The 20,422-nt window shown below is 64.8% G+C and carries 18 protein-coding genes and 1 tRNA gene; 4 read left to right on the plus strand and 15 right to left on the minus strand.

Translation table 11 applies throughout. The annotated features are described in order from the left end of the window. Positions 1 to 27 precede the first annotated feature (27 nt). From C7455_RS14955 to C7455_RS14990, 8 genes are all read right to left on the minus strand, one after another. A complete protein-coding gene (locus C7455_RS14955; RefSeq protein WP_109669584.1) occupies positions 28 to 1,542 on the minus strand; it encodes a tripartite tricarboxylate transporter permease in 1,515 nt (504 codons plus the stop codon). 13 nt (positions 1,543 to 1,555) lie between these two features. Next, complete coding sequence (locus C7455_RS14960) at positions 1,556 to 2,059, minus strand: tripartite tricarboxylate transporter TctB family protein (protein WP_109669586.1); 504 nt, start codon at positions 2,057 to 2,059, stop codon at positions 1,556 to 1,558. A 48-nt stretch (positions 2,060 to 2,107) separates the two neighbouring features. Further along, entirely contained in the window at positions 2,108 to 3,079 is a 972-nt protein-coding gene (locus tag C7455_RS14965; protein WP_109669587.1) for a Bug family tripartite tricarboxylate transporter substrate binding protein, read from the minus strand. A 132-nt stretch (positions 3,080 to 3,211) separates the two neighbouring features. Beyond that, positions 3,212 to 4,066: a universal stress protein gene (locus C7455_RS14970; RefSeq protein ID WP_109669589.1), complete on the minus strand. Its 855-nt coding sequence runs from the start codon at positions 4,064 to 4,066 to the stop codon at positions 3,212 to 3,214. A 199-nt stretch (positions 4,067 to 4,265) separates the two neighbouring features. Beyond that, positions 4,266 to 4,340, minus strand: a tRNA-Gln gene (locus C7455_RS14975). 102 nt (positions 4,341 to 4,442) lie between these two features. After that, positions 4,443 to 5,276 carry a 3-deoxy-8-phosphooctulonate synthase gene (gene kdsA, locus C7455_RS14980; RefSeq protein ID WP_109669828.1) on the minus strand — a complete coding sequence of 278 codons (834 nt, stop codon included), beginning with the start codon at positions 5,274 to 5,276 and terminating at the stop codon, positions 4,443 to 4,445. A gap of 25 nt (positions 5,277 to 5,301) precedes the next feature. Beyond that, complete coding sequence (locus tag C7455_RS14985; protein WP_109669590.1) at positions 5,302 to 7,086, minus strand: KpsE/RkpR family capsule polysaccharide export protein; 1,785 nt, start codon at positions 7,084 to 7,086, stop codon at positions 5,302 to 5,304. Then, positions 7,061 to 7,723: an ABC transporter ATP-binding protein gene (locus C7455_RS14990; protein WP_109669592.1), complete on the minus strand. Its 663-nt coding sequence runs from the start codon at positions 7,721 to 7,723 to the stop codon at positions 7,061 to 7,063. The genes C7455_RS14985 and C7455_RS14990 overlap by 26 nt, the downstream gene beginning before the upstream one ends. Before the next feature lie 211 nt (positions 7,724 to 7,934). Between C7455_RS14990 and C7455_RS14995 the strand changes: the two genes are divergently transcribed. After that, positions 7,935 to 8,522, plus strand: coding sequence for a uracil-DNA glycosylase family protein (locus tag C7455_RS14995; RefSeq protein WP_109669594.1), 588 nt, complete (start codon positions 7,935 to 7,937; stop codon positions 8,520 to 8,522). Then, complete coding sequence (locus tag C7455_RS15000; RefSeq protein WP_109669595.1) at positions 8,519 to 9,301, plus strand: SseB family protein; 783 nt, start codon at positions 8,519 to 8,521, stop codon at positions 9,299 to 9,301. The genes C7455_RS14995 and C7455_RS15000 overlap by 4 nt, the downstream gene beginning before the upstream one ends. Before the next feature lie 165 nt (positions 9,302 to 9,466). Here the strand turns inward: C7455_RS15000 and C7455_RS15005 are convergent, their stop codons facing one another. The 7 genes from C7455_RS15005 to C7455_RS15035 all read right to left on the minus strand — a co-directional run bounded on the left by C7455_RS15005 (position 9,467) and on the right by C7455_RS15035 (position 17,889). Continuing rightward, a complete protein-coding gene (locus tag C7455_RS15005; RefSeq protein ID WP_109669597.1) occupies positions 9,467 to 10,402 on the minus strand; it encodes a 2-hydroxyacid dehydrogenase in 936 nt (311 codons plus the stop codon). Between the two features lie 35 nt (positions 10,403 to 10,437). After that, complete coding sequence (gene rodA / locus C7455_RS15010; RefSeq protein ID WP_109669599.1) at positions 10,438 to 11,577, minus strand: rod shape-determining protein RodA; 1,140 nt, start codon at positions 11,575 to 11,577, stop codon at positions 10,438 to 10,440. Beyond that, on the minus strand, positions 11,574 to 13,526 hold the full coding sequence (mrdA, locus tag C7455_RS15015) for a penicillin-binding protein 2 (protein ID WP_109669600.1): 1,953 nt from the start codon (positions 13,524 to 13,526) through the stop codon (positions 11,574 to 11,576). The genes rodA and mrdA overlap by 4 nt, the downstream gene beginning before the upstream one ends. 4 nt (positions 13,527 to 13,530) lie before the next feature. Beyond that, on the minus strand, positions 13,531 to 14,061 hold the full coding sequence (locus C7455_RS15020; protein ID WP_109669602.1) for a rod shape-determining protein MreD: 531 nt from the start codon (positions 14,059 to 14,061) through the stop codon (positions 13,531 to 13,533). Continuing rightward, entirely contained in the window at positions 14,058 to 15,011 is a 954-nt protein-coding gene (gene mreC, locus C7455_RS15025) for a rod shape-determining protein MreC (RefSeq protein WP_109669604.1), read from the minus strand. The genes C7455_RS15020 and mreC overlap by 4 nt, the downstream gene beginning before the upstream one ends. A 44-nt stretch (positions 15,012 to 15,055) precedes the next feature. Further along, on the minus strand, positions 15,056 to 16,093 hold the full coding sequence (locus tag C7455_RS15030; protein ID WP_109669606.1) for a rod shape-determining protein: 1,038 nt from the start codon (positions 16,091 to 16,093) through the stop codon (positions 15,056 to 15,058). A 230-nt stretch (positions 16,094 to 16,323) separates the two neighbouring features. Beyond that, the gene (locus tag C7455_RS15035) at positions 16,324 to 17,889 is read right to left on the minus strand and encodes a 2-isopropylmalate synthase (RefSeq protein ID WP_109669608.1); all 1,566 of its coding nucleotides are present in this window, start codon (positions 17,887 to 17,889) and stop codon (positions 16,324 to 16,326) included. A gap of 259 nt (positions 17,890 to 18,148) precedes the next feature. Here C7455_RS15035 and C7455_RS15040 point away from each other — a divergent pair, with 259 nt between their 5' ends. Together C7455_RS15040 and C7455_RS15045 are read left to right on the plus strand one after the other, a co-directional pair. Continuing rightward, the gene (locus tag C7455_RS15040) at positions 18,149 to 18,814 is read left to right on the plus strand and encodes an SDR family NAD(P)-dependent oxidoreductase (protein ID WP_109669609.1); all 666 of its coding nucleotides are present in this window, start codon (positions 18,149 to 18,151) and stop codon (positions 18,812 to 18,814) included. Next, a complete protein-coding gene (locus C7455_RS15045) occupies positions 18,808 to 20,337 on the plus strand; it encodes a cryptochrome/photolyase family protein (RefSeq protein WP_109669611.1) in 1,530 nt (509 codons plus the stop codon). Before C7455_RS15040 ends, C7455_RS15045 begins: the two co-directional genes overlap by 7 nt. Positions 20,338 to 20,422 lie beyond the last annotated feature (85 nt).

Below are 20,422 nucleotides of genomic sequence, written 5' to 3' on the forward strand. Positions count from 1 at the left end.
CACCGGATAGACCAGTCGCCTTCCGGTTCAGGTCGTCTTGTCGGCCTTGCGCCCGCGCTGCAGCAGTTTCACCAAGGGCAGGAAAATCAGGATCAGGGCGATCACGGTGATCGGTCCGGCCACAGGACGGGTGAAGAAGATCGACGGATCGCCTTGCGACAGCAAAAGCGACTGCCGCAGCGTCGGCTCCGCGATCGGACCAAGGACGATGGCCAGAACGGCGGGCGCCAAGGGGTAATCCAGACGGCGGAGCACAAAAGCGGCGATGCCGAAGATCAAGATCAGCCAGATGTCGAACATGTCCCGCGTCGCGGCATAGCCCCCGGCAACGGAGAGCACGAAGATCATCGGCGCAAGGATCGTGAAGGGCATGCGCAGCATCCAGATGAAGACCGGGATGAAGGCAAGGTTGATGATCAGCGCCGCGATGTTCGAGATGTAGAACGATCCGATCAGGCCCCAGACAAACTCCGATTCCTCGATGAACAGGCGCGGGCCGGGCGTGAGGCCCCAGATCACCATGCCGCCGAGCAAGATCGCCGTCGTGGGCGAACCGGGGATGCCCAGCGTCAGCATCGGCAGCATCGATCCGGTCGAGGCGGAGTTGTTCGCAGCCTCAGGCGCGGCCACTCCGTCGGGCGTGCCGCGGCCGTAGTCCTGGGGATTGCGCGACATCATCTTGGCCACGCCATAGGACATCAGCGAGGCGGGTGTCGCGCCTGCCGCCGGCAAGATGCCCACGAAAAACCCGATGCACGATCCGATGGCCGTGCCGCGCCAACCGCGCCGCGTGGCCTCGGCCGCGTCGGCGACCATGCCGCGCGCCGTCATCTTGGGGGGGGTGCTTTCGGCCTCGTCGCGGGATTGTTCGATCGTCCAGAGCATCTCGCCGATGCCATAGACACCGATCGCCAGCACCAGAAAGCCGATGCCCTGCAAGAAGCCGGTGATGTCGAACAGCACGAGACGCGGCGCCCCGGAAATCTGGTCGAATCCGACCGCCCCCAGCACCAGCCCCAGACAGATCGACAAGATCGTCTTGGGAATGTCGTCGCCGCCCAGACCGACGAAGGTGGCAAAGGCCAGCAGCATAAGGGCAAAGATTTCGGGCGGGCCGAAGGACAGGGCGACGCTGGCCAGAACCGGCGCGAAGGCGGTGAAGATCACGTTGGCGACCGTGCCGCCCACGAAGGAGGCCAGCGCCGCTGTGACCAGCGCAAGGCTGGCCCGGCCCTGTCGCGCCAGCGGTCTGCCGTCGAAGGTGGTTGCCACAGCGGTTGAGGCGCCCGGAATGCCCAGCGTGATTGACGAGATCGCCCCGCCATACATCGCGCCATAGTAGATCGCGGCCAGAAAGATGATCGCCCCGCTGGGAGGCACGAGAAAGGTGATCGGCAGCAAGATCGCCACACCATTGACCGACCCAAGGCCCGGCATGGCGCCGATGAACAGGCCGACCGTCACGCCGATCAGGATCAGAAGAAGGTTCAGCGGCTGCAGCGCGACCAGCATGCCGCTGCCCAGCAGGGAGAGGATTTCCACGGTCAAGCCCGCCTTAGTAGATGATTTCGTACAAGATGTCGAAGATCGGGTCGGTGAAGGGCATGCCCGACGGCATGGTGATCTGCATCGCGCCTTCGAAGAAGAAGAAGAACAGCAGCGGGACCGAAACCGCCAGCCCGAGGCTCAAGGCCCAGGAATGGCGGCCAAGAAACTTGAGGTAATAGAGCAAGAAGACCGCGATCGCGCCATACATAGAGATCACATCGATCAGCGCGACAAACACGACCAGCCCGCCGCCGACCAGCCCCACCATGCGCCAACCGTAGCCGTCCAGAAACGGCTCGTCCGACTGCGAGGGGGGGCTGGTCTTGCGCCACCAGTTGAAGGCGATGAAGCCGCAGCACACCAGCATGACCCCGGACAGCCAGAAGGGCCACAGACCGCCGCCGGGACCGCGCCCGCTGACAAATCCGATCGGCAGTTCCGTGCTCTTCACCATCAGGTAGATGGAAAACAGCGCAAGAACTCCGGCCGTCACGATTTCAGCGTAGCGCATTCAGCCGCCCTCCCCCCTGCCGTCCTTCAGATCGTCATCGACGGGTGATCAGCCGTCGAGCTGTGCCAAGAGCGCGCGGTGGGTTTCAACCTGCGTTTCCCAGTACCGGCGCTGCTCCTCGGCATCCATCCACAGGGGCGACATGCTTTCGGATTCGAGATAGGCCTGCCATTCCTCGGTCTCGTAGATCTGGGTGAAGAGCGTCTGATAATAGGCCGCCGCTTCATCGGACATGCCGGGCGCGCCGACGACCGCACGCTGGTTGTAGTACGAGAAATCATGGCCCAGTTCGCGCAGCGTGGGCACGTCGGGAAAGCCCGGCATCCGCTCGTCCGAGAAGGCGAGCAGGGGCACAACATCCCCGGATTCAAAGAAGCCTTTGGCCTCCGAGGGGTTGTTCACGGTCGCCATGACCTGCTGGCCGGCAAGGTCACGCGCCACGGCGCCACCGCCGTCATAGGGAATGTAGGTGACCTCGAGATCATAGGCGCTGGCCATGAAGGCGATCACGATCGAATCTTCCTGGCCCGTGCCCGTGCCGCCCATGACGTATTCGCCGTTCATCGACCGTGCCTGTTCGACGAACTGATCCATGGTGGTGATGCCCGAGTCGCGGTGCACCCACAAGATGAACGGATCGACGCCCATCATCGCGATCGGCGTGAAGGTCTGGATGTCTATGCCGAGGTTTGCTTGCCGCAGCGGCGTCGTGAAGAACGAATTGAGCGTCACGAGGATCGTGTGGTCGGGATCTGAGGTGTTGTTCAGATGCAAAAGCGCCTCGGCACCCGACCCGCCGCCCTGGTTGTTGGGCACAAGCGGGCGGTTCGTCAGGTCGTAGCGTTCCGCCACCGACTGGATGAACCGGGCGATCTGGTCGGCGCCGCCGCCCGGGCCCGCCATGATCACGAAATCGATCGGTCGCCGCGGTTGCCAATCTTGGGCAAGGGCCGCCATCGGTGTGGTTGCAAGAAGTCCCGCGCAGGACATGGTCAGGAAAACGCGTTTGGTGATCGACATGGCAACTCCTCCTCCATCGAAGACACGACCGCGCGACCCGAACTCCCCCCGGGCCGCTGCGGCTTCGTGAGGGTAATTATCTTTCAACAGAGTATGTTCAAGTATTATTTCCTTGCGTGACGAAATTTTATTTCAATGACCCATGACAACAGGGATGTTTGCTTTGTCCACAACGGATTGTGTGTTGCCTCCGAACAGCGTCTCGCGCTCGTGGCTTTGGCCATAGGCACCCATGATCAGCAGGCTCGCGCCAGCCTCGACGGTCTTGTCCAGTAGCGCCAGACCGGGATTGCGGGCCTCGAACCTGTGCACCTCTGCCGTGATGCCTCGAAGCCGGTAGTAATCCACGAGGTCCTCTGGGCTTGCCGTATGATGCTCGCCCCGCCCGGCAGTCAGGACCGTGACCTTTTCGGCGGCGCTGGCCAGATCGAGGGTCAGCGCCACCGTTCGCGCCGCCTCCAGCGATCCGTTCCAGGCGACAGCGACATGGGCCCCGAACTGCGGTCCGACCGCGGCATGGGGCTGGCACATGAGGATCGGACGACCCGTCTGGAAGAGCCCTGATTTCAAGGCATTGGTTCCAAGGTTTCGGTCTCGGTCGGGCTTGGCCACGACGATGAGATCGGCCAGCCGCCCGTTGTGCTTGATGACATCGGCCATGCGCCCGAATTCCTCGATGAACTGGACGCTGGCATGGCTGCCATCGGGCCGGTCGGTCTCGTTCAGGTCAAGAGCGCCCGCCATCTTGTGCAAGGCCTCTCGCAGCGCCGTTTCCTCCTGATTGGCCAACTCGGCCGCCTGCGCGACGATGTTGGCCCGTGCGAAGGACGGCAGCGACAGGCCCTGGGGCATCATGTCCTCGGGGCGCGCGCGGCAATGGGCGACGATGATGTGCGCCCGATGCCTGTGTGCAAGCGATGCCGCATGAGCCAGTACGGTTTCGCCCATGCCATCCCCGCGCACGGGAACGAGTATTCGTGCAAGCATCCCTGTTCCTCCCCTGTGGTGCCGCGCACCCTCCTCCGGGCGCCGGACAACCGTTTCACGTGCAAGGTATAGCGCGAATTTTCTGGGAGCGATGAGGAAAACTTGGCCAAGCTTCGCTGGGGCTCACGGCTTAGGCTGACCACCGCGCTCCGCCGGTCGGCGCGATGGTCCAGTTGACCTTGTTATGCGAAAGGATTTCTGGCTGGGGTGGTAGGATTCGAACCTACGGTACACGGTACCAAAAACCGCTGCCTTACCGCTTGGCTACACCCCAACCGTGCCGCGCTAGTTACGCTGCAAGCCGCGGGGGATCAAGACCCTGAAACGACAATTCTCACGCTTTCTAAACGCGGCTTTTCCAGCGCCCCGAGGTGGCTCAAATCCGGATGGGATCCGCCTTCGCCAGCCGGTCGAAGGCCATCAGGCTGGCGATCAGATCGGGCATGCGGGACAGGGGGATCATGTTCGGCCCGTCGGACGGTGCGTGATCGGGGTCTTCGTGGGTTTCGATGAACACGCCCGCAATGCCCAGCGAAACTGCTGCGCGCGCCATAACCGGGGCAAACTCACGCTGACCGCCGGTGCTGCCGCCCTGACCGCCCGGTTGCTGCACGGCATGTGTTGCGTCCATGATGACGGGATAGCCCGTCTTCATCATCTCGGGCAGCGAGCGCATGTCGGTGACAAGCGTGTTGTACCCGAAACTCGCGCCGCGTTCGGTCAGAAGGATGCGGGTATTGCCGGTGGATTCGATCTTGGCCACCACATTGGGCATGTCCCAAGGGGCAAGGAACTGCCCCTTCTTGACGTTAATCGCAGCCCCGGACTCGCCTGCGGCCAGCAAGAGGTCTGTCTGACGACAGAGAAAAGCGGGGATTTGCAAGATGTCGCAGACCTGCGCCACCGGTGCGCAGTGGTCGGGGGCATGCACATCGGTCAGGACCGGGCAGCCGATCTCGGCCTTGACGGCGGCCAGCACGGCCAACCCCTCGTCCATGCCAAGGCCGCGCTTGCCCGACAGGCTGGTGCGGTTGGCCTTGTCGTAGCTGCCCTTGAACACGTAGCCCGCGCCGACGGCCGCGCAGGCCTCGGCCATGGTGCGCGCGATCATCAGGGCGTGGTCGCGGCTTTCCAGTTGGCAGGGGCCCGCGATCACGGTCAGGGGCAGGTCGTTGCCAAAGCCCACCGGGCCTGCGTCAACGGTTTTCATCATGTGGCCTTCCGCGTCTGTCTGGTCAGGAACTGATCTGCTCGCGCAGGATCGAAACGGTCATCGAGATCATCAGATAGACGCCGGCAAAGACCAGAAACGCAAGCAAGGTGTTCTCGAAGGCGCGCGGATAGGCGGCGCGGTCTGGTTGCACCGGAAAGACGCCCATCGACAGGTACAAGGTCTGGCGGTTGGCCTCCATCCGGGCGGATTCCTGCGCTTGCAGGGCCTGGGCCAGCATCATCTGCCGCGTGTCCAGATCGGCCTGCGCGATCAGCAATTCCGACTGGATGCGTGCCAGCGACGCGTCGCCGGTCTGGGTTTCGGTCAGGCCGCCGCGCAATTGTGCCAAAAGGGTTTCCAGCCGCGCGATGTTGTTCTCGGCGACCTGCACACGGGTCGCATTGGGGCGTGAGGCGGCCATAATCTCGGCCAGCCGCAGGCGTTCTTGCTGGAGTTCAAGCTCGAAGGTCGAGATCTGCTGGAAGATGGTCGAAACCTCGGCCTCGGCCGACAGGACACCGCGCCGTTCCTGCAAGGCCAAAACGCGCGCCTGCGCCTCGGCCACGCGGGTCTCGGCCTCCTCGTAGCTTTCGCGCGCACCCGCCATCTGGTCCTCGCGCAGGCGCTGGCTCATCTGGTCGACGCGTTCTTCGGCGTAGCGGATCAGCGCCTCGGAAAACGCCTGGCTGGTGGCGGGATCGGTCGCCAGCATCTCCATCTTGATCACGCCCTCGGTCGGGTCGTAGCCGATGGTCAACTGGTTGCGGTACGTGCTGTAGACCGCTTCGACCGCGGCGTCCGGCGCCAGTCGCACCAGCGGGTCGATCGATGGGTCCGAGAAATGCGCGCGAAAGTTCAGGTCCTCGTCCAGCCGCAGCATCGCCTCGCGACTTTCAAGGTAGCTTTGCACCACGATGCTTTCTTGCACCGTGGCAAAGCTCGATCCCCCAAGCAGACCTCCAAGGCCTCCGGCCGACCCGGCGCTGCTTTCGGCTTTCTGGATCACGAATTCGGTGTTGGTGGCATAAAGCGGGGTCGCGACGAAATAGAAGTAATAGGCAACCAGCAGCGTCGGAAGCAGGACGAAGATCGACAGGCGCGAGGCGAGCAGCACCAGCCGCTTGCGACGGCGCCGCGCGATGTCGCGCTGGACTTTCATGATCTCGACGGCGCGCTGGTCCGCACTGGGCGGTCGGGGCGGGGCCGGCGGGGCCATCGTGGCGGGCGGCTGCACCGGCTGGGTTGGCACGGGCAGGTTCGCGCCCCGTGCCATCTCGGGGCTGGGGGTGCCGCGCGCATCATCCACGACCAGTTCCAGCATGTTGGATTGCGCGAAGGGATCGACGCCGCGCGCGCGCAACAGGCGGACCGCATCGAAGTCAGATGTCGGGTTCAGCCCGTGCTTTTGCGCCGTCCGCCGGGCCATGCGCAATTGCCGCCCGGTCAGGCCTTCGGCGCGGATGGCGGCCAGTTCCTGCGGTGTGGCGGCTGTGGTGCCGCTGGCTGTTCCTTGCGGCTGGAACTGTGGTTGAAGTTGAGGGCGTTCCTGCGGCTGAACGGTGGCGGCATCTGCGGTGTCCCTGCGGGCGGCCGCAGGTGATCCGGGCAAGGCAAGATCGCCAAACCCATCTTCGGGGGTGGCCGGTTCAGCCAGCAGGTTCTCGGCGGTATAGGTGGGCTGCGCGCGCGCAGGCTGCGCCTGGACCGGCGATCGGGCGGGTGCGGCTTCAGCCGCCGGTTCCGACATGGGCTGCGGTGCGTCGCTGCGCCGGATGCGGAATTTACGCGCCTTGGGTCTGGTAGTCATAAAGCTGCTTCGCCTCTTCGAGCGTGTCGAACTGGTACAATTGGCCGTCGCGCAGGACCGCGGCGCGGTGCGCGAATTTCTCCAGCGTCTGCGCCTGGTGGGACACGATCACCACCGTCGCATTCTTCAAACGTTCTGCAAGGATGCTGCCAGCCTTGCGGTTGAATTCGGCATCCGTGGTCTGCGGCATGCCTTCGTCGATCAGGTAGATGTCGAAATCCAGGGCCAGCAGCAGGGAAAAGTTGAACCTTGCGCGCATGCCTGCCGAGTAGGTGCCCACGGGCATGTCGAAATATTCCTCGATCCCGCAGACCCAGCGGCAGAAGGCTTCGACATAGTCGGGATCAAGGCCATAGAGCTGCGCGATATAGCGGCTGTTCTCGCAGGCGGTCAGCTTGGAGATGATGCCGCCCATGAAACCCAACGGAAACGATATGCGCGCGCCGCGGTAGATATGCCCTTCGTCGGGTTTCTCGAGGCCCGCCATCATCTTGATCAGCGTCGTCTTTCCAGCGCCATTGGGCGCAAGGATGCCCAGCGACTGCCCAAGCTCCACCTTGAAGGAGGCTCGGTCGAGGATCACCTTGCGGCGCTCGCCCGTCCAGAAGGATTTCGAAGCCTCGACGAATTCCAGCATCTTTTGGTCTGCTTTGCCCTTGCCCGAGTCTGCCTGTCGACCGGATGGTCTGTCGCCATCCCTTACTCTACCTTATCATCCCTGACAGGAATATGGGGCGGTATTATGTCCAATGCATCCCGATTGAGCGGGATTGATGACAATTTGCAAGGGCAATGGGCCATGGGACCTGTCCGTTGTCTCTGTCCGCAGGGCGGCTAGCGTTGGATCGATGAACGACCTGCCCGCCCGGATCGCTGCCTGCAGGCTTTGTGCCGACCGTTTTGCCGCCACGGCGACAGCCCATGCGCCGCGGCCGGTCGTCTGGCTGCGACCCGGGGCGCGTATCTTGATCGCCGGGCAGGCGCCAGGTCTGCGGGTGCACAAGGCCGGGCGGCCCTTTGCCGACCCGTCTGGCGACCGCTTGCGTGACTGGATGGGGATCGGGCCCGAGGTCTTTTACGACATCGACCGCATCGCCATCGTGCCGATGGCGTTTTGTTTTCCGGGCTATGACACAAAGGGTAGTGACCTGCCGCCGCCGCCTGTCTGTGGGGCGACATGGCGGGCGCAGGTCATGGACTGGCTGGGGCCCGTGGATCTGAAGCTGCTTGTGGGTGGCGCTGCGCAGGCGTGGCACATGGCGGGCAGCGCCAGCGTGACCGCGCGCGTGCGCGACTGGCGCGACCATGCGCCTGCGGTCTTTCCCTTGCCGCACCCATCGTGGCGCAATACGGGGTGGCTCAAGAAAAACCCGTGGTTCGCAGCCGAGCTTGTGCCGGCGCTCAGGGCCCGCGTGCAGGAGGTGCTGTCCCCATGACCCCGCTCGATCAGGCGCATCAGGCGATGGAGGCCGCGCCCGAAGATGGCGCCCTGCGGTTGCGGTTCTACGACCGGCTTGCCGCGTCGGAACTGGTCTTGCTGCTGGAATCCGAGGCCAAGGGCGATCGTATCCGCCCGGCCGTCTTTCCCGTCGATGGGCAGGAGTTCGTGCTTGTTTTCGACCGCGAGGAGCGTCTGACGGAGTTTTCCGGCGGTCCTGCGCCTTATGCCGCCCTGTCGGGTCGGCGTCTGGCCGAGATGCTGGCGGGGCAGGGGATCGGGCTGGGGGTCAACCTTGGCGTGGCGCCATCGTCGATCCTGATCGAGGCTGGGTCGGTCGACTGGTTGGCCGCGACCTTGGCCGAAGCGCCCGAGGAGGTGGAGGAACGGCCAGAGGAACTGACGGCGCCCATTGGCGTGCCCGAGGCCCTCTTGACGGCCCTCGATGCGCGGCTGGCGGCGGCCGAGGGTCTGGCGCGAATGGCCTATCTGGTAGGCGCTGTCCATGCCGGTGGCAGACGCGGGCACCTGATGGCCTTCATTGATGCGGTGCCCGGCTCCGAGCCTGCGCTGGCCCGCGCCGTGGGGGCGGCGCTGACCTTTTCGGGGATCGAGGCTGGCAGCCTTGATGTGGGGTTTTTCCGAGCTTCCGATCCGATGGCGGCGCGGCTGGCGCGGGTGGGCCTGCGCTTTGACCTGCCCGAGGCCCCGAAGGCCGATCAGGTGCCGGGAGCGGCGCCGGGGATGGACCCGGACCGCCCGCCCCGCCTGCGCTGAAGGTGGGGGGCGCCGCGCGTCAGGCGCCGCTGGCGCCCTCCTTGCGGCGCATTGCCATGTCGGGCGGGCAGGGCGGTCAGATCACCCGCGGTGGCACCCTTTGACGCGGTCGGATGCCTCCGGCGGCCATATTTGGGGGATGAAGATGGAGGGGTCGCGTCCTGCTCAGTAACCCAGTGTCCGGTCGACGAGATGGCGGAACGGCTCGCCCGCCTCGCCGCGGCGGATGTTCTCGACGATGGTGCGCGACGCGCTCTCGGTCCGGGTCGCGGAGGCGATGTGGGGCGTTACGGTGACCTTCTGGTGTGTCCAGTAGGGGTGGCCTTTCGGCAGCGGCTCGACGCGGAAGGTGTCGAGCGTGGCATGGCCGACCTGACCCGAGGCCAGCGCTGCCAGAAGCGCGTCATCGTCGATCAGTGCGCCCCGGCCGGGGTTCAAGATCACCGCGCCGCGCGGCAACAGGCCCAGTGTCTCGGTGTTGAGCGTGTTTTCCGTGGCGGGGGTGTTGGGCAGGAGTAGCACCACGATCTGCGCCTCGGACAGCGCGTCGCACAGGCCCTGCGCGCCATGGTGGCAAGCTACGCCGGGCACCGTCTTGGCGCTGCGCGACCAGCCCAGCGTGCGGAAGTTGAGCCGCGCGAGCATTTCGGCGCAGGCCGTGCCTAGTACACCCAGACCCAGCACCACCACGCTTCTGTCGCGGGCCAGCGGTGGCGGGGAGTCGCCGCGCCAGGTGCCATCTTGCCCCTGGATGTGGGTGTCCATGCCCAGATGGTGGCGCAGCACATGGCCGGTGACCCATTCGACCATGCCTTCGGTCAGACCATCGTCGACCATGCGCGCGAGCGGCACGGTGAGGGTCTGGTTGCCCACGACATCCTCGACCCCGGCCCAGAGGTTCAGCACCGCCTTTAGCCTTGTGTAGGGCGTGAAGTCGCTCAAGCTGCTGTTGGGCGCATAGACGATGTAGTCGACCTCGGCCGGATCGGCCTCGGTCGTCAGGCGCGCATGGCCAAGGCCCGCATCTGCGAGCGCCGCGCGCAGCGGGCCTTCATAAGCGGTCCAGCGCTCGGATTTTGCGGCGAAAAGGATCGTGGTCATTGCGGGTCCTGTCAGGTCTGGTGCGATGCCGCGCATCAGCGCGGGCGGTGGATATGGGCTGATTGCACCAGACCGAAGGCCACCATCAAGACCAGCATCGCAGATCCGCCGTAGCTGACCAATGGCAGGGGCACCCCGACGACGGGCGCAAGACCCATGACCATGGCCATGTTGATTGCGAAATAGAGGAAGAACGCCACCGCGATCCCCATCACCAAGAGCGACGCATAGCGGTCGCGGTGTTGCAGCGCGGTCACGATGCAGAACACGAGGATGAGGACATAGAGCGCCAACAGCGAGGCTGCGCCGACAAAGCCGAATTCTTCGGCGAGGGTGGTGAAGATGAAATCCGTGTGCTTCTCGGGCAGGAAGTTCAGGCGCGATTGCGTGCCTTCCATGAAGCCGCGGCCGGTCCAGCCGCCCGAGCCAAGCGCGATCTGGCTTTGCGTGATGTGATAGCCAGCGCCCAGAGGATCGTTAGTGGGATCCAGGAACGTGTCGATGCGGCGATACTGGTAATCTTGCAGCAATTGCCAAGCCGTCCCGCGCGACGCGAACACGGCGCTGACGGTGCCTACGCCCGCGGCGATCACGGCCACGAAATAGGCCCAGTGAACGCCTGCCACGAACATCACCGCCCCACCCCCCAGCGACAGCAAGATTGCCGTCCCCAGGTCGGGCTGCATCACCGTGAGAAAGGTCGGCACCAAGATCAATGCCAACGGGATTGCGACATAGAGCGGACGGGATTTCTTACCGAGATCCAGCCAATCGTAATAGGCCGCAAGCATCATCACCAGCGTGATCTTCATGAGTTCCGAGGGTTGCAGCCGCATGAACCCGAGGTCGATCCAGCGCTGCGCGCCCATACCGACAGTGCCGAAGAATTCAACATAAAGCAGCAGCAGAAGGGACACTCCATAGGCCAGTGCCGACATGTTGCGCCAGAACCAGATCGGCACCATCGCCACCACGAACATGGCGGCAAGCCCAAGCGCAAAGCGTTTCATCTGCGGTTCGGCCCAGCGAGACAGCTGGCCGCCCGCGATGGAATAGAGCATCAGGAACCCGACGCTCGCCACCGCGATCAGCAGCAAGATCAGCGCCCAGTTCAGATAGAGCACCTTGCGCCAACCCGAGGGCGTGGTCTTCACATTGTATTCGAGAAAACTCATGCTTGGCTCCGGACCGTGCGCCCCGAAGGGACCAGCGGCGAGGGCAGGATCGGAAGCTCGCGGTGCATGCGTTCAATGTCGCGGCGCTGGTTGGACGGATAAAGCTCAGGCGGGGGGATCTCGCCCAGCTGCGCGCGCAGCAATATGTCGCGTGCGATAGGGGCGGCGACCGCCGAGCCTCCACCGCCATGTTCCACGATCACGGCACAGGCATAGCGCGGAGTGTCATAGGGCGCGTAGCCGACATAAAGCGCGTGGTCGCGCCGTTCCCATGGCAGGTCGGCGTTAGAGATCACGCCCGATGCGCGTTCGGCCGCCGAGATGTTGCGCACCTGGCTGGTGCCGGTCTTGCCCGCGACGCCGTAGGCGGACACATCCACGCGGCTGCCATAGGCCGTGCCGCGCCGGTCGTTGTTCACCTGCCACATCCCACGGTGAATGTAGTCGAGATGGGTCGGGTCAAAGCCCATGTCGGGGGCCGGGGCCGGCAACTGGCTGATGCCGTCGATGGAGCGGATGATCGAGGGCTGGACCGCGCGGCCGGTTGCAAGGCGCGCGGTCATCACCGCAAGGTGCAGCGGCGAGGACAGCACGAAGCCCTGCCCGATGGAGGCGTTGATCGTATCGCCCACCACCCATGCCGCGCCCCGGTTCTGCGCTTTCCATTGCATCGTCGGGGCCAGCCCCTCGGCGATGCCCGAGAGCGGCAGGTCGTGGCGCACACCGCAGCCGCACCGCCGTGCCATGGCCGAGATCGCTTCGATACCCACGCGCTGGGCGACGTCGTAGAAATAGACGTCGCAGCTTTGGGAAATGGCTTGCACCAGATCCATGCGTCCGTGCCCGCCGCGCCGCCAGCAATGGAACCGGCGGTCGCCCAGATCCATGTGGCCGGGACAGTTGACGGTATCCCCGGGCGTCACGACGCCTGCCTCAAGCGCGGCCAGCGCCACGATCATCTTGTAGGTCGATCCCGGCGGATAGAGGCCCTGCGTCGCCTTGTTGGCAAGCGGCCGGTAGGGGTCGGCGTTCAGCCCGTTCCAGGCGGCGGTCGAGATGCCGCGCACGAAAAGGTTGGGGTCGAAGGTTGGCGCCGAGGCCAGCGCGAGGATCTCGCCGGTCTGGCAATCCATCACGACCGAGCCCGCGCTTTCGCCCGTTAGCCGCGCCTCGACGTAATTCTGCAGGCCGGCGTCAACGGTCAGCTGCACATCCGATCCGGGGTCGGGGGCGTCGACGTCAAGCTCGCGCATGACCCGGCCACCGGCATTCACCTCGACCCGCTTGGTCCCGGCGCTGCCGCGCAGCGTGTGTTCCAGCCGGGCCTCGACATTGTTCCGGCCAACCTGAAAATCGGGGATCTGCAGGACCGGGTCGGTGTCGCCGGTCTGTTCCAGATAGTAATCAGACACCGGGCCGACATAGCCCACCACATGGCTGAAATCCCCGCCCATCGGGTAGATTCGGCTGAGGCCCACCTCGGGCGTGATGCCGGGCAGGGCAGGGGCATTGACCGCGACCGCGCTCAGTTCCGCCCAGGTCAGCCGGTCGGCGACGGTGACGGGCACGAAAGGAGGGCGGCGGGCGATCTCGGCCCGGGCACGGTCCAGCGCCACCATGTCGAGGTTCACGATCCGGCCCAGTTCCGCCAGCACGGCATCGACATCGCCCGCATCCTCGCGCACCAGCGTGATGCGGTAATTCTGTTCGTTGCCGGCCACAATCACGCCGTTGCGATCGAAGATCAGCCCGCGGGCCGGCGGCAGCAGGCGTATGTTGATCCGGTTTTCCTCGGCCAGCAGGCGGAAATCATCGGCGCGCTCGACCTGAAGGTAGCGCATCCGGGCGGCCAGCACCGCGCTTGTGGCGACGAACAGACCGCCCACGACAAGGCTGCGCCGTCCGATCTGGCGGGCGCTGTCCTCGGTCTCTCGCTGGGTGCGCTTCATGGGTCTACAGCGCCTCGGCTTCGGCTGGCCCGATCTTACGCAGACCGAAGATGAATTTCGAGATACCCACGACCAAAGGGTAAATCGCTGCAGTGACAATACCGTGAGCGAGCGACAGGCCAAGAGGGGCCAGATCGACCATCAGGACCCACATCACGACACGCTCCAATACGATCATGGTCAAGATTGCGCCGGCAAAGGCCGACCATTCCACGAGAAAGGGAAACTCCGTCATGGTCAGCCGACGGTGCCGCAGGCTTTCGGATACCAGCAACACCAACAGCGTCCAAAGACCTGGGGGGCGCTGGAACAGGAAATCCGCCAACAAGAACACAACGAGGATCGACCCGATCGGTACCACCGCAGGCTGTCGCAGCAGCCACGCCAGTGTCAGCGCCAGCAACAGATCGGGGCCCGGCAGGTCCTGATCGTTCAGGCCAAGCGGCAGAAGCTTGTAGGCTATGATGACGGCGCAAAGCCCGAGAAACAGCGCCCGGTAGCCCCAGACATGGCGGGTGGAGGTCAGTGCCGTCATTCCAGCACCTCTTCACGTCTCAGGCCAGCGGCCTGGTCGGGGCGCTGAACCGGCTGCACACCGGGCGGCAACACAAACCCTTCTGGCGGTGGCCATGGCGGGCCGATCAGGCTGCCCGGATCATCGAGCGACGTGCCGGGATGGCTGCGCAGCACGCGCAGAAAGCTGAGCCGGGCCAGATCCGCCGAGAGCCGCGCGCGCAGGCGGCGGTCGGTCGTTTCCACCACCTGACCCACAAGCAGGCCGGGCGGAAAGAGCCCGTCATCGCCCGAGGTCACGATCCGGTCGCCCGCGCTGATATCCTCGGGCGCCTCGATGAATTCGAGGATCGGGGCCTGCGTGTTGTCGCCCATCAACAGCGCCTGTTGCCCCGAGGGTTGGATCGTCACCGGCACGCGGCTGTTCGAATCGGTCAGCATGAGCACACGGGACGTCCGCTCTCCCACGCCTGCAATGCGGCCAACCACGCCCAGCCCGTCCATCGTGGCCCAGCCATCGAGGATGCCATCGCGCGCACCCACGTTGATCAGAACCGAACGCCGAAACGGACTGCCCGCATCGGCCATGACGATGCCGGTCACAAAGGTCAGCTCCGGGTTCAGCTGCACCCGGTTCAGGTCGAGCAGTCGGGCGTTCTCCTGTTCCAGTTGCAGCGCCGCCTCGCGCCAGGCGCGCATTTGCTGCAACTCGCGCCGCAACTGCTGGTTCTGCTCATAAAGCCGCGCATAGCTCTGAAAATCGTCGAGCATCCGCGCAAGCCCCGTAACCGGCGCCAGCGCCCAGTCCATGTTGGGCACCACCGTGTCGACGACGGCCGCCCGCAGCCGCTCGATGCGCGGATTGTCGATCCGCCAGACCAACACCAACGCAAACAGACACAGCACCAGTACCGTGACCAGCAAGCGCCGGACGGGGCGGGAATAGGCGGCGTCTGCACTGTCGCGTGCCATGTCGCTCTTTCATCGAGGCGCGGTGCGAACCCGGGCGGGCGGTGTCAGCTGTCGTAATCTATCGCATGACGCAGGAGTTTTTCATACTCCAGCGCCTTGCCGGTGCCGATGGCGACGCAGTTCAGGCATTCATCCGCCACCGAAATCGCCAGCCCGGTCTGCTCGCGCAGCGCGAGATCCAGATCACCCAGCAGCGCACCGCCGCCGGTCAGCATCACGCCCCGGTCGACGATATCCGCCGCCAGATCGGGCGGTGTCGCCTCAAGCGCGCCCATCACCGCCTCGCAGATCGCCTGCACGGGTTCGGCCAAGGCCTCGGCCACCTGCGCTTGCGTGATCTCGGTTTCCTTGGGCACGCCGTTCAGCAGGTCGCGGCCCCGGATGCGCATGGACGCGCCGCGCCCGTCATCGGGCATGCGCGCTGTCCCGATCGAGGTCTTGATCCGTTCGGCCGTCGCTTCACCGATCAACAGGTTCTGGTGGCGGCGCAGATAGCTGATGATGGCCTCGTCCATCCGGTCGCCGCCGACGCGGACAGACCGCGCATAGACGATGTCGGCCAAGGACAGCACGGCAACCTCGGTCGTGCCGCCGCCGATGTCGACCACCATGGAGCCTGTGGGGTCGGTGATCGGCATCCCCGCCCCGATGGCCGCCGCGATGGGTTCCGCGATCAGCCCCGCCTTGCGCGCGCCCGCCCCCAGCACCGATTGCCGGATCGCGCGTTTTTCAACGGGCGTCGCGCCATAGGGGACGCAGACGATGATCTTGGGCTTGGTGAATGTGGTGCGCTTGTGGACCTTGCGGATGAAATGCTTGATCATCTCTTCAGCGACGTCGAAGTCGGCGATGACCCCGTCGCGCATCGGCCGGATCGCCTGGATGCTGCCGGGCGTGCGGCCCAACATGAGCTTTGCATCCTCGCCAAATGCCAGCGCCTTCTTCACCCCGTCTTTGACCTGATAGGCCACGACGGAGGGTTCATTCAAGATCACGCCGCGTCCCTTGACGTAGACCAGCGTGTTGGCCGTGCCGAGGTCGATCGCCATATCCGACGAAAACAGATTGCCCCACAAAGCCATAGACCGTTGCCCCTTCAAATAGTCCAAAGGGCATGACCCGTGTCCCCGACAGGAGACTCGGCCACGCCCCGACTGATCTCATATAGGCGCTGACGCTTGGGGGCGTAAAGGCCCCCCGCCGCCGATGTTCAGCGCTATTCCGCCGGAGGAGGAAGCGGAAATGTCGAGATTTCCGGTCGAGGAAACTCCAGTTTTCCCAAGGGAAAACTGCAGTTTTTCGGCCCTCCGCGTCAGCCTGCGTCCTTGTAGGACACTTCCTTGGCGTCCGATCCCAGCTTTTCGCGCCGCACAATCAGGCGGTTGAGCGCGTTCACATAGGCCTTAACGCTCGCCACCACCGTATCGGTATCCGCCGACTGACCCGTGGCGATGCGCCCGTCCTCCTCGACCCGCACCGTCACGGTCGCTTGCGCGTCCATGCCTTCGGTCACCGCGCTGACCTGAAACAGCTGCAACACCGCCTCGTTTGGATAAAGCGCCTTGACCGCGTTGAAGGCCGCATCGACGGGCCCGTCGCCCTGGGCCGTCGCCTGCCGGTCCTTCTCGCCGACGCGCAGAGTGATGTCGGCCGATTGCGGCGCCTCGGTCCCGCAGATCACGCGCAGGAACTTCAGTTCCAGATGGTCGGCCTGGCCTGCGGCGGCGGCATCGGTCACCAGCGCGATCACGTCATCGTCGAAAACTTCCTTCTTGCGGTCGGCCAGCGCCTTGAACCGCACGAACAGGTCGTTCAGCTGGTTGTCGACCATGTCGAAGCCCAGCTCCCTGAGCTTCGCCCGCAGCGCGGCCCGGCCTGAATGCTTGCCAAGCGGCAGTGAGGTGCCCGACAGGCCCACGTCCTCGGGGCGCATGATCTCGAACGTGTCCGCGCTTTTCAGCATCCCGTCCTGATGGATGCCGGACTCATGCGCAAAGGCGTTCTTGCCAACGATGGCCTTGTTGGGCTGCACCGCGAAGCCTGACACGGTCGAGACCCGGCGCGAGATGTGCATGATCTTGGTCGTGTCGATGCCGGTCGTGTAGGGCATGATGTCATGGCGGACCTTCATCGCCATCACGACCTCTTCCAGCGCGGTGTTGCCCGCGCGCTCGCCCAGCCCGTTGATCGTGCATTCGATCTGCCGCGCGCCGCCAGCGACAGCGGCCAAGGCATTGGCCGTCGCCATGCCCAGATCGTTGTGGCAATGCGTGGCAAAGATCACGTCCTCCGCCCCGGGCACGTCCGCGATCAGGCGACGGATAAGGTCGGCCGATTCCACCGGCGCGGTATAGCCCACGGTATCGGGCACGTTGATCGTCGTGGCGCCCGCCTTGATGGCGATTTCCACCACGCGCCTGAGGTAATCCCACTCCGTCCGGGTCGCGTCCATCGGCGACCATTGAACATTGTCGCACAGGTTGCGGGCATGGGTGACCGTCTCGTGAATGCGTTCGGCCATCTGGTCCATGGTCAGGTTCGGAATCGCGCGGTGCTGCGGGCTGGTGCCGATAAAAGTATGGATACGCGGGGATTTGGCGTGGCGGACGGCCTCCCAGCAGCGGTCGATGTCTTTGAGGTTCGCGCGGGCGAGGCCACAGATCGTGGCGCGCTTGGCCAGTTTGGCAATCTCGGACACGGCGGCGAAATCGCCTTCGGAGGCGATGGGAAACCCCGCCTCGATAATGTCGACGCCCATGTCGTCAAGCAGCGCCGCGATCTCCAGCTTTTCCTCGTGGCTCATGGTCGCGCCGGGCGATTGCTCGCCGTCGCGCAGCGTCGTGTCGAAAATCAGGACGCGGTTCTTTTCGGTGGTCATGTCGTGTTTCCTTAGCGGTGTTTTGGCTGTCTCATCCGGCGCTGTCCCTCCCCTGAGCGGTCGCGCCGAAAGGCACGCTCAGAGGCGGCTAAGGAGCAGAAGGCCAAGCAGGGCGGTGCTGCGCGCAAAGGGCGCGGCACGGGTATCGATATGGGCCTGCATGGTCATGGCATTGAAATTACCCATCCGGAGACATTTGAAAACCCCCAATCGGGTCAAGGGGATTGACCGATCGCCACCGCGCCATAGCTGATCGGTCATGGAACATGCACTCGTCATCGGCGCCTCGGGCGGCATTGGCCGCGCCGTAGCTCAAGAACTGCGCGCGCGCGGCGCGACCGTCACCACCTTGTCGCGCGCGGCGGACGGGCTTGATGTGACCGATGCCGCCAGTGTCGCGCAGGCAATGGGCAGGCTGGAGGGGCCGTTCCAGACCGTCTTCATCTCGGTCGGCATACTGGCCCCCGAGGGCGCCAGCCCCGAAAAGCAGCTCTCCGCCATCGACCCCGCGAGCATGGCGCGCGTCTTTGCCGTCAACACCATCGGCGTGGCGCAGGTTCTGTCAAACCTGCCACGTCTGTTGCCGAAAAAGGGGCGGTCCGTTACTGGTGTGCTGACCGCCAAGGTCGGATCCATCGGCGACAACAAGATCGGAGGCTGGCATTCCTACCGCGCCTCCAAGGCCGCGCTGAACCAGATCGTGCATGGTGCGGGCATCGAACTGGCCCGTTCCCACCGCGACGCGGTGATCGCGGCGCTCCACCCCGGCACGGTCGATACGTCCTTCACCGAAGGCTACAACCCCGGCTACGGCAAGACCGCGCCGGATGAGGCCGCGCGCAACCTTTGCGACGTGATGGCACGTCTGACGACCGCACAATCGGGCGGGTTCTACGACTATTCCGGCGCGGAGCTGCCGTGGTGAGCCGCCTCGTTCTGGTGCTGGGCGACCAGCTGACCGAAAGCCTGTCCGCTCTGCGCGAGGCCGACCGAGACCGTGACATCGTGGTGATGGCCGAGGTCATGGGCGAGGCCGCTTACGTCCCCCACCACCCCAAGAAGATCGCCTTCCTGTTTGCCGCCATGCGCAAGTTCGCCGCCCGGCTGGAAAGCCAAGGCTGGAGCGTCCGCTACACCCGCCTCGACGACCCGGACAACACTCAGACCATCCCCGGCGAGCTGATCCGCCGCGCCTCGGAAACCGGCGCGCATGAGGTGCTGGCCACTGAACCCGGCGAGTTCCGCCTGATCGCCGCGCTGGAGGAGTGCCCGCTTCCCGTCCACATCTTTCCCGATGACCGCTTTGTGTGCAGCCACGCCGAATTCGAGGCATGGGCCGTAGGGCGCAAGGAATTGCGCATGGAATGGTTCTACCGCGACATGCGCCGCAAGACCGGCCTGCTGATGGAGGGAGACAAGCCCGCGGGCGGCAAGTGGAACTATGACCACGACAACCGCAAGCCTGCCCCCGGCCAGATCACCTTTGACGGCCCGCTGCACTTCCAGCTCGACGCGGTCGTGATCGAGGTTCTGGACCTCGTGGAGGCGCGCTTTGCGGGCAACTTCGGCACGCTGCGCCCCTTCTGGTTCGCCACCGACCGCGACGGCGCGCGCGCCGCGCTCGACCATTTCATCATCCATGCCCTGCCGCGCTTTGGCGATTTTCAGGATGCGATGCTGGACGGCAACCGTTTCCTCTACCATGCCGTCATTTCGATGTATCTGAACGCGGGCCTTCTGGGCTGGCAGGAGGTTTGCGAGGCCGCCGAGCAGGCCTGGAAAGCCGACAAGGCCCCTCTCAACGCGGTCGAAGGCTTCATCCGCCAGATCATCGGCTGGCGCGAGTACATGCGCGGGGTCTATTTCCACGAAGGCCCCGATTACACACGCCGCAACGCCCTCGGGCATGATCGCGCCCTGCCGGAGTTCTACTGGACGGCCCAAACCGACATGCGCTGTGTCGGCCGCGCCGTCGAACAGACCCGCGACGAGGCCTATGCCCATCACATCCAGCGCCTCATGGTCACCGGCAATTTCGCGCTGCTCGCGGGCATCGACCCGCATCAGGTCCACGAATGGTATCTGGCCGTCTACGCCGACGCCTATGAATGGGTCGAGGCGCCCAATGTCATCGGGATGAGCCAGTTCGCCGATGGCGGTGTGGTAGGGTCGAAACCCTATGTCTCGGGCGGCAATTACATCCACAAGATGTCCGATTACTGCAAGCACTGCCGCTATAAGATTGGGGAAAAATCTGGGGATAAGGCCTGTCCGTTCAACTACCTCTACTGGGCCTTCCTGCATCGGCACCGCGACCGGTTCGGAAAGAACCCGCGCATGGCGCAGATGTACCGCACCTGGATGAACCTGCCCACCGAGCGGCGGCAGGCCACGCTCGACAGCGCCGAGGCCTTTCTTTCAAAGCTCGATCGCGGCGCCCGCGTCTGACACCCCCTTGACCGCGCGCAGGCGCATGATCAACTGGGCGCGCAGCCGGCGGGGTGGACGTCATCGACGCCACCCGCGCGCTGGA

The sequence above is a fragment of the Roseicyclus mahoneyensis genome (assembly GCF_003148775.1).
GTDB lineage: Bacteria > Pseudomonadota > Alphaproteobacteria > Rhodobacterales > Rhodobacteraceae > Roseicyclus > Roseicyclus mahoneyensis.

Excerpts from the sequence above, each read along its gene's own strand:
- mreC (WP_109669604.1), bottom strand. The coding sequence starts at position 15,011 with ATGGCACGCGACAGTGCAGACGCCGCCTATTCCCGCCCCGTCCGGCGC.
- C7455_RS14985 (WP_109669590.1), bottom strand. The coding sequence starts at position 7,086 with ATGACTACCAGACCCAAGGCGCGTAAATTCCGCATCCGGCGCAGCGAC.
- C7455_RS14995 (WP_109669594.1), top strand. The coding sequence starts at position 7,935 with ATGAACGACCTGCCCGCCCGGATCGCTGCCTGCAGGCTTTGTGCCGAC.
- C7455_RS15030 (WP_109669606.1), bottom strand. The coding sequence starts at position 16,093 with ATGGCTTTGTGGGGCAATCTGTTTTCGTCGGATATGGCGATCGACCTC.
- C7455_RS14965 (WP_109669587.1), bottom strand. The coding sequence starts at position 3,079 with ATGTCGATCACCAAACGCGTTTTCCTGACCATGTCCTGCGCGGGACTT.
- C7455_RS15035 (WP_109669608.1), bottom strand. The coding sequence starts at position 17,889 with ATGACCACCGAAAAGAACCGCGTCCTGATTTTCGACACGACGCTGCGC.
- C7455_RS15000 (WP_109669595.1), top strand. The coding sequence starts at position 8,519 with ATGACCCCGCTCGATCAGGCGCATCAGGCGATGGAGGCCGCGCCCGAA.
- C7455_RS15020 (WP_109669602.1), bottom strand. The coding sequence starts at position 14,061 with ATGACGGCACTGACCTCCACCCGCCATGTCTGGGGCTACCGGGCGCTG.
- kdsA (WP_109669828.1), bottom strand. The coding sequence starts at position 5,276 with ATGAAAACCGTTGACGCAGGCCCGGTGGGCTTTGGCAACGACCTGCCC.
- mrdA (WP_109669600.1), bottom strand. The coding sequence starts at position 13,526 with ATGAAGCGCACCCAGCGAGAGACCGAGGACAGCGCCCGCCAGATCGGA.
- C7455_RS14990 (WP_109669592.1), bottom strand. The coding sequence starts at position 7,723 with ATGCTGGAATTCGTCGAGGCTTCGAAATCCTTCTGGACGGGCGAGCGC.
- C7455_RS14970 (WP_109669589.1), bottom strand. The coding sequence starts at position 4,066 with ATGCTTGCACGAATACTCGTTCCCGTGCGCGGGGATGGCATGGGCGAA.
- C7455_RS15040 (WP_109669609.1), top strand. The coding sequence starts at position 18,149 with ATGGAACATGCACTCGTCATCGGCGCCTCGGGCGGCATTGGCCGCGCC.
- C7455_RS14960 (WP_109669586.1), bottom strand. The coding sequence starts at position 2,059 with ATGCGCTACGCTGAAATCGTGACGGCCGGAGTTCTTGCGCTGTTTTCC.
- rodA (WP_109669599.1), bottom strand. The coding sequence starts at position 11,577 with ATGAGTTTTCTCGAATACAATGTGAAGACCACGCCCTCGGGTTGGCGC.
- C7455_RS15005 (WP_109669597.1), bottom strand. The coding sequence starts at position 10,402 with ATGACCACGATCCTTTTCGCCGCAAAATCCGAGCGCTGGACCGCTTAT.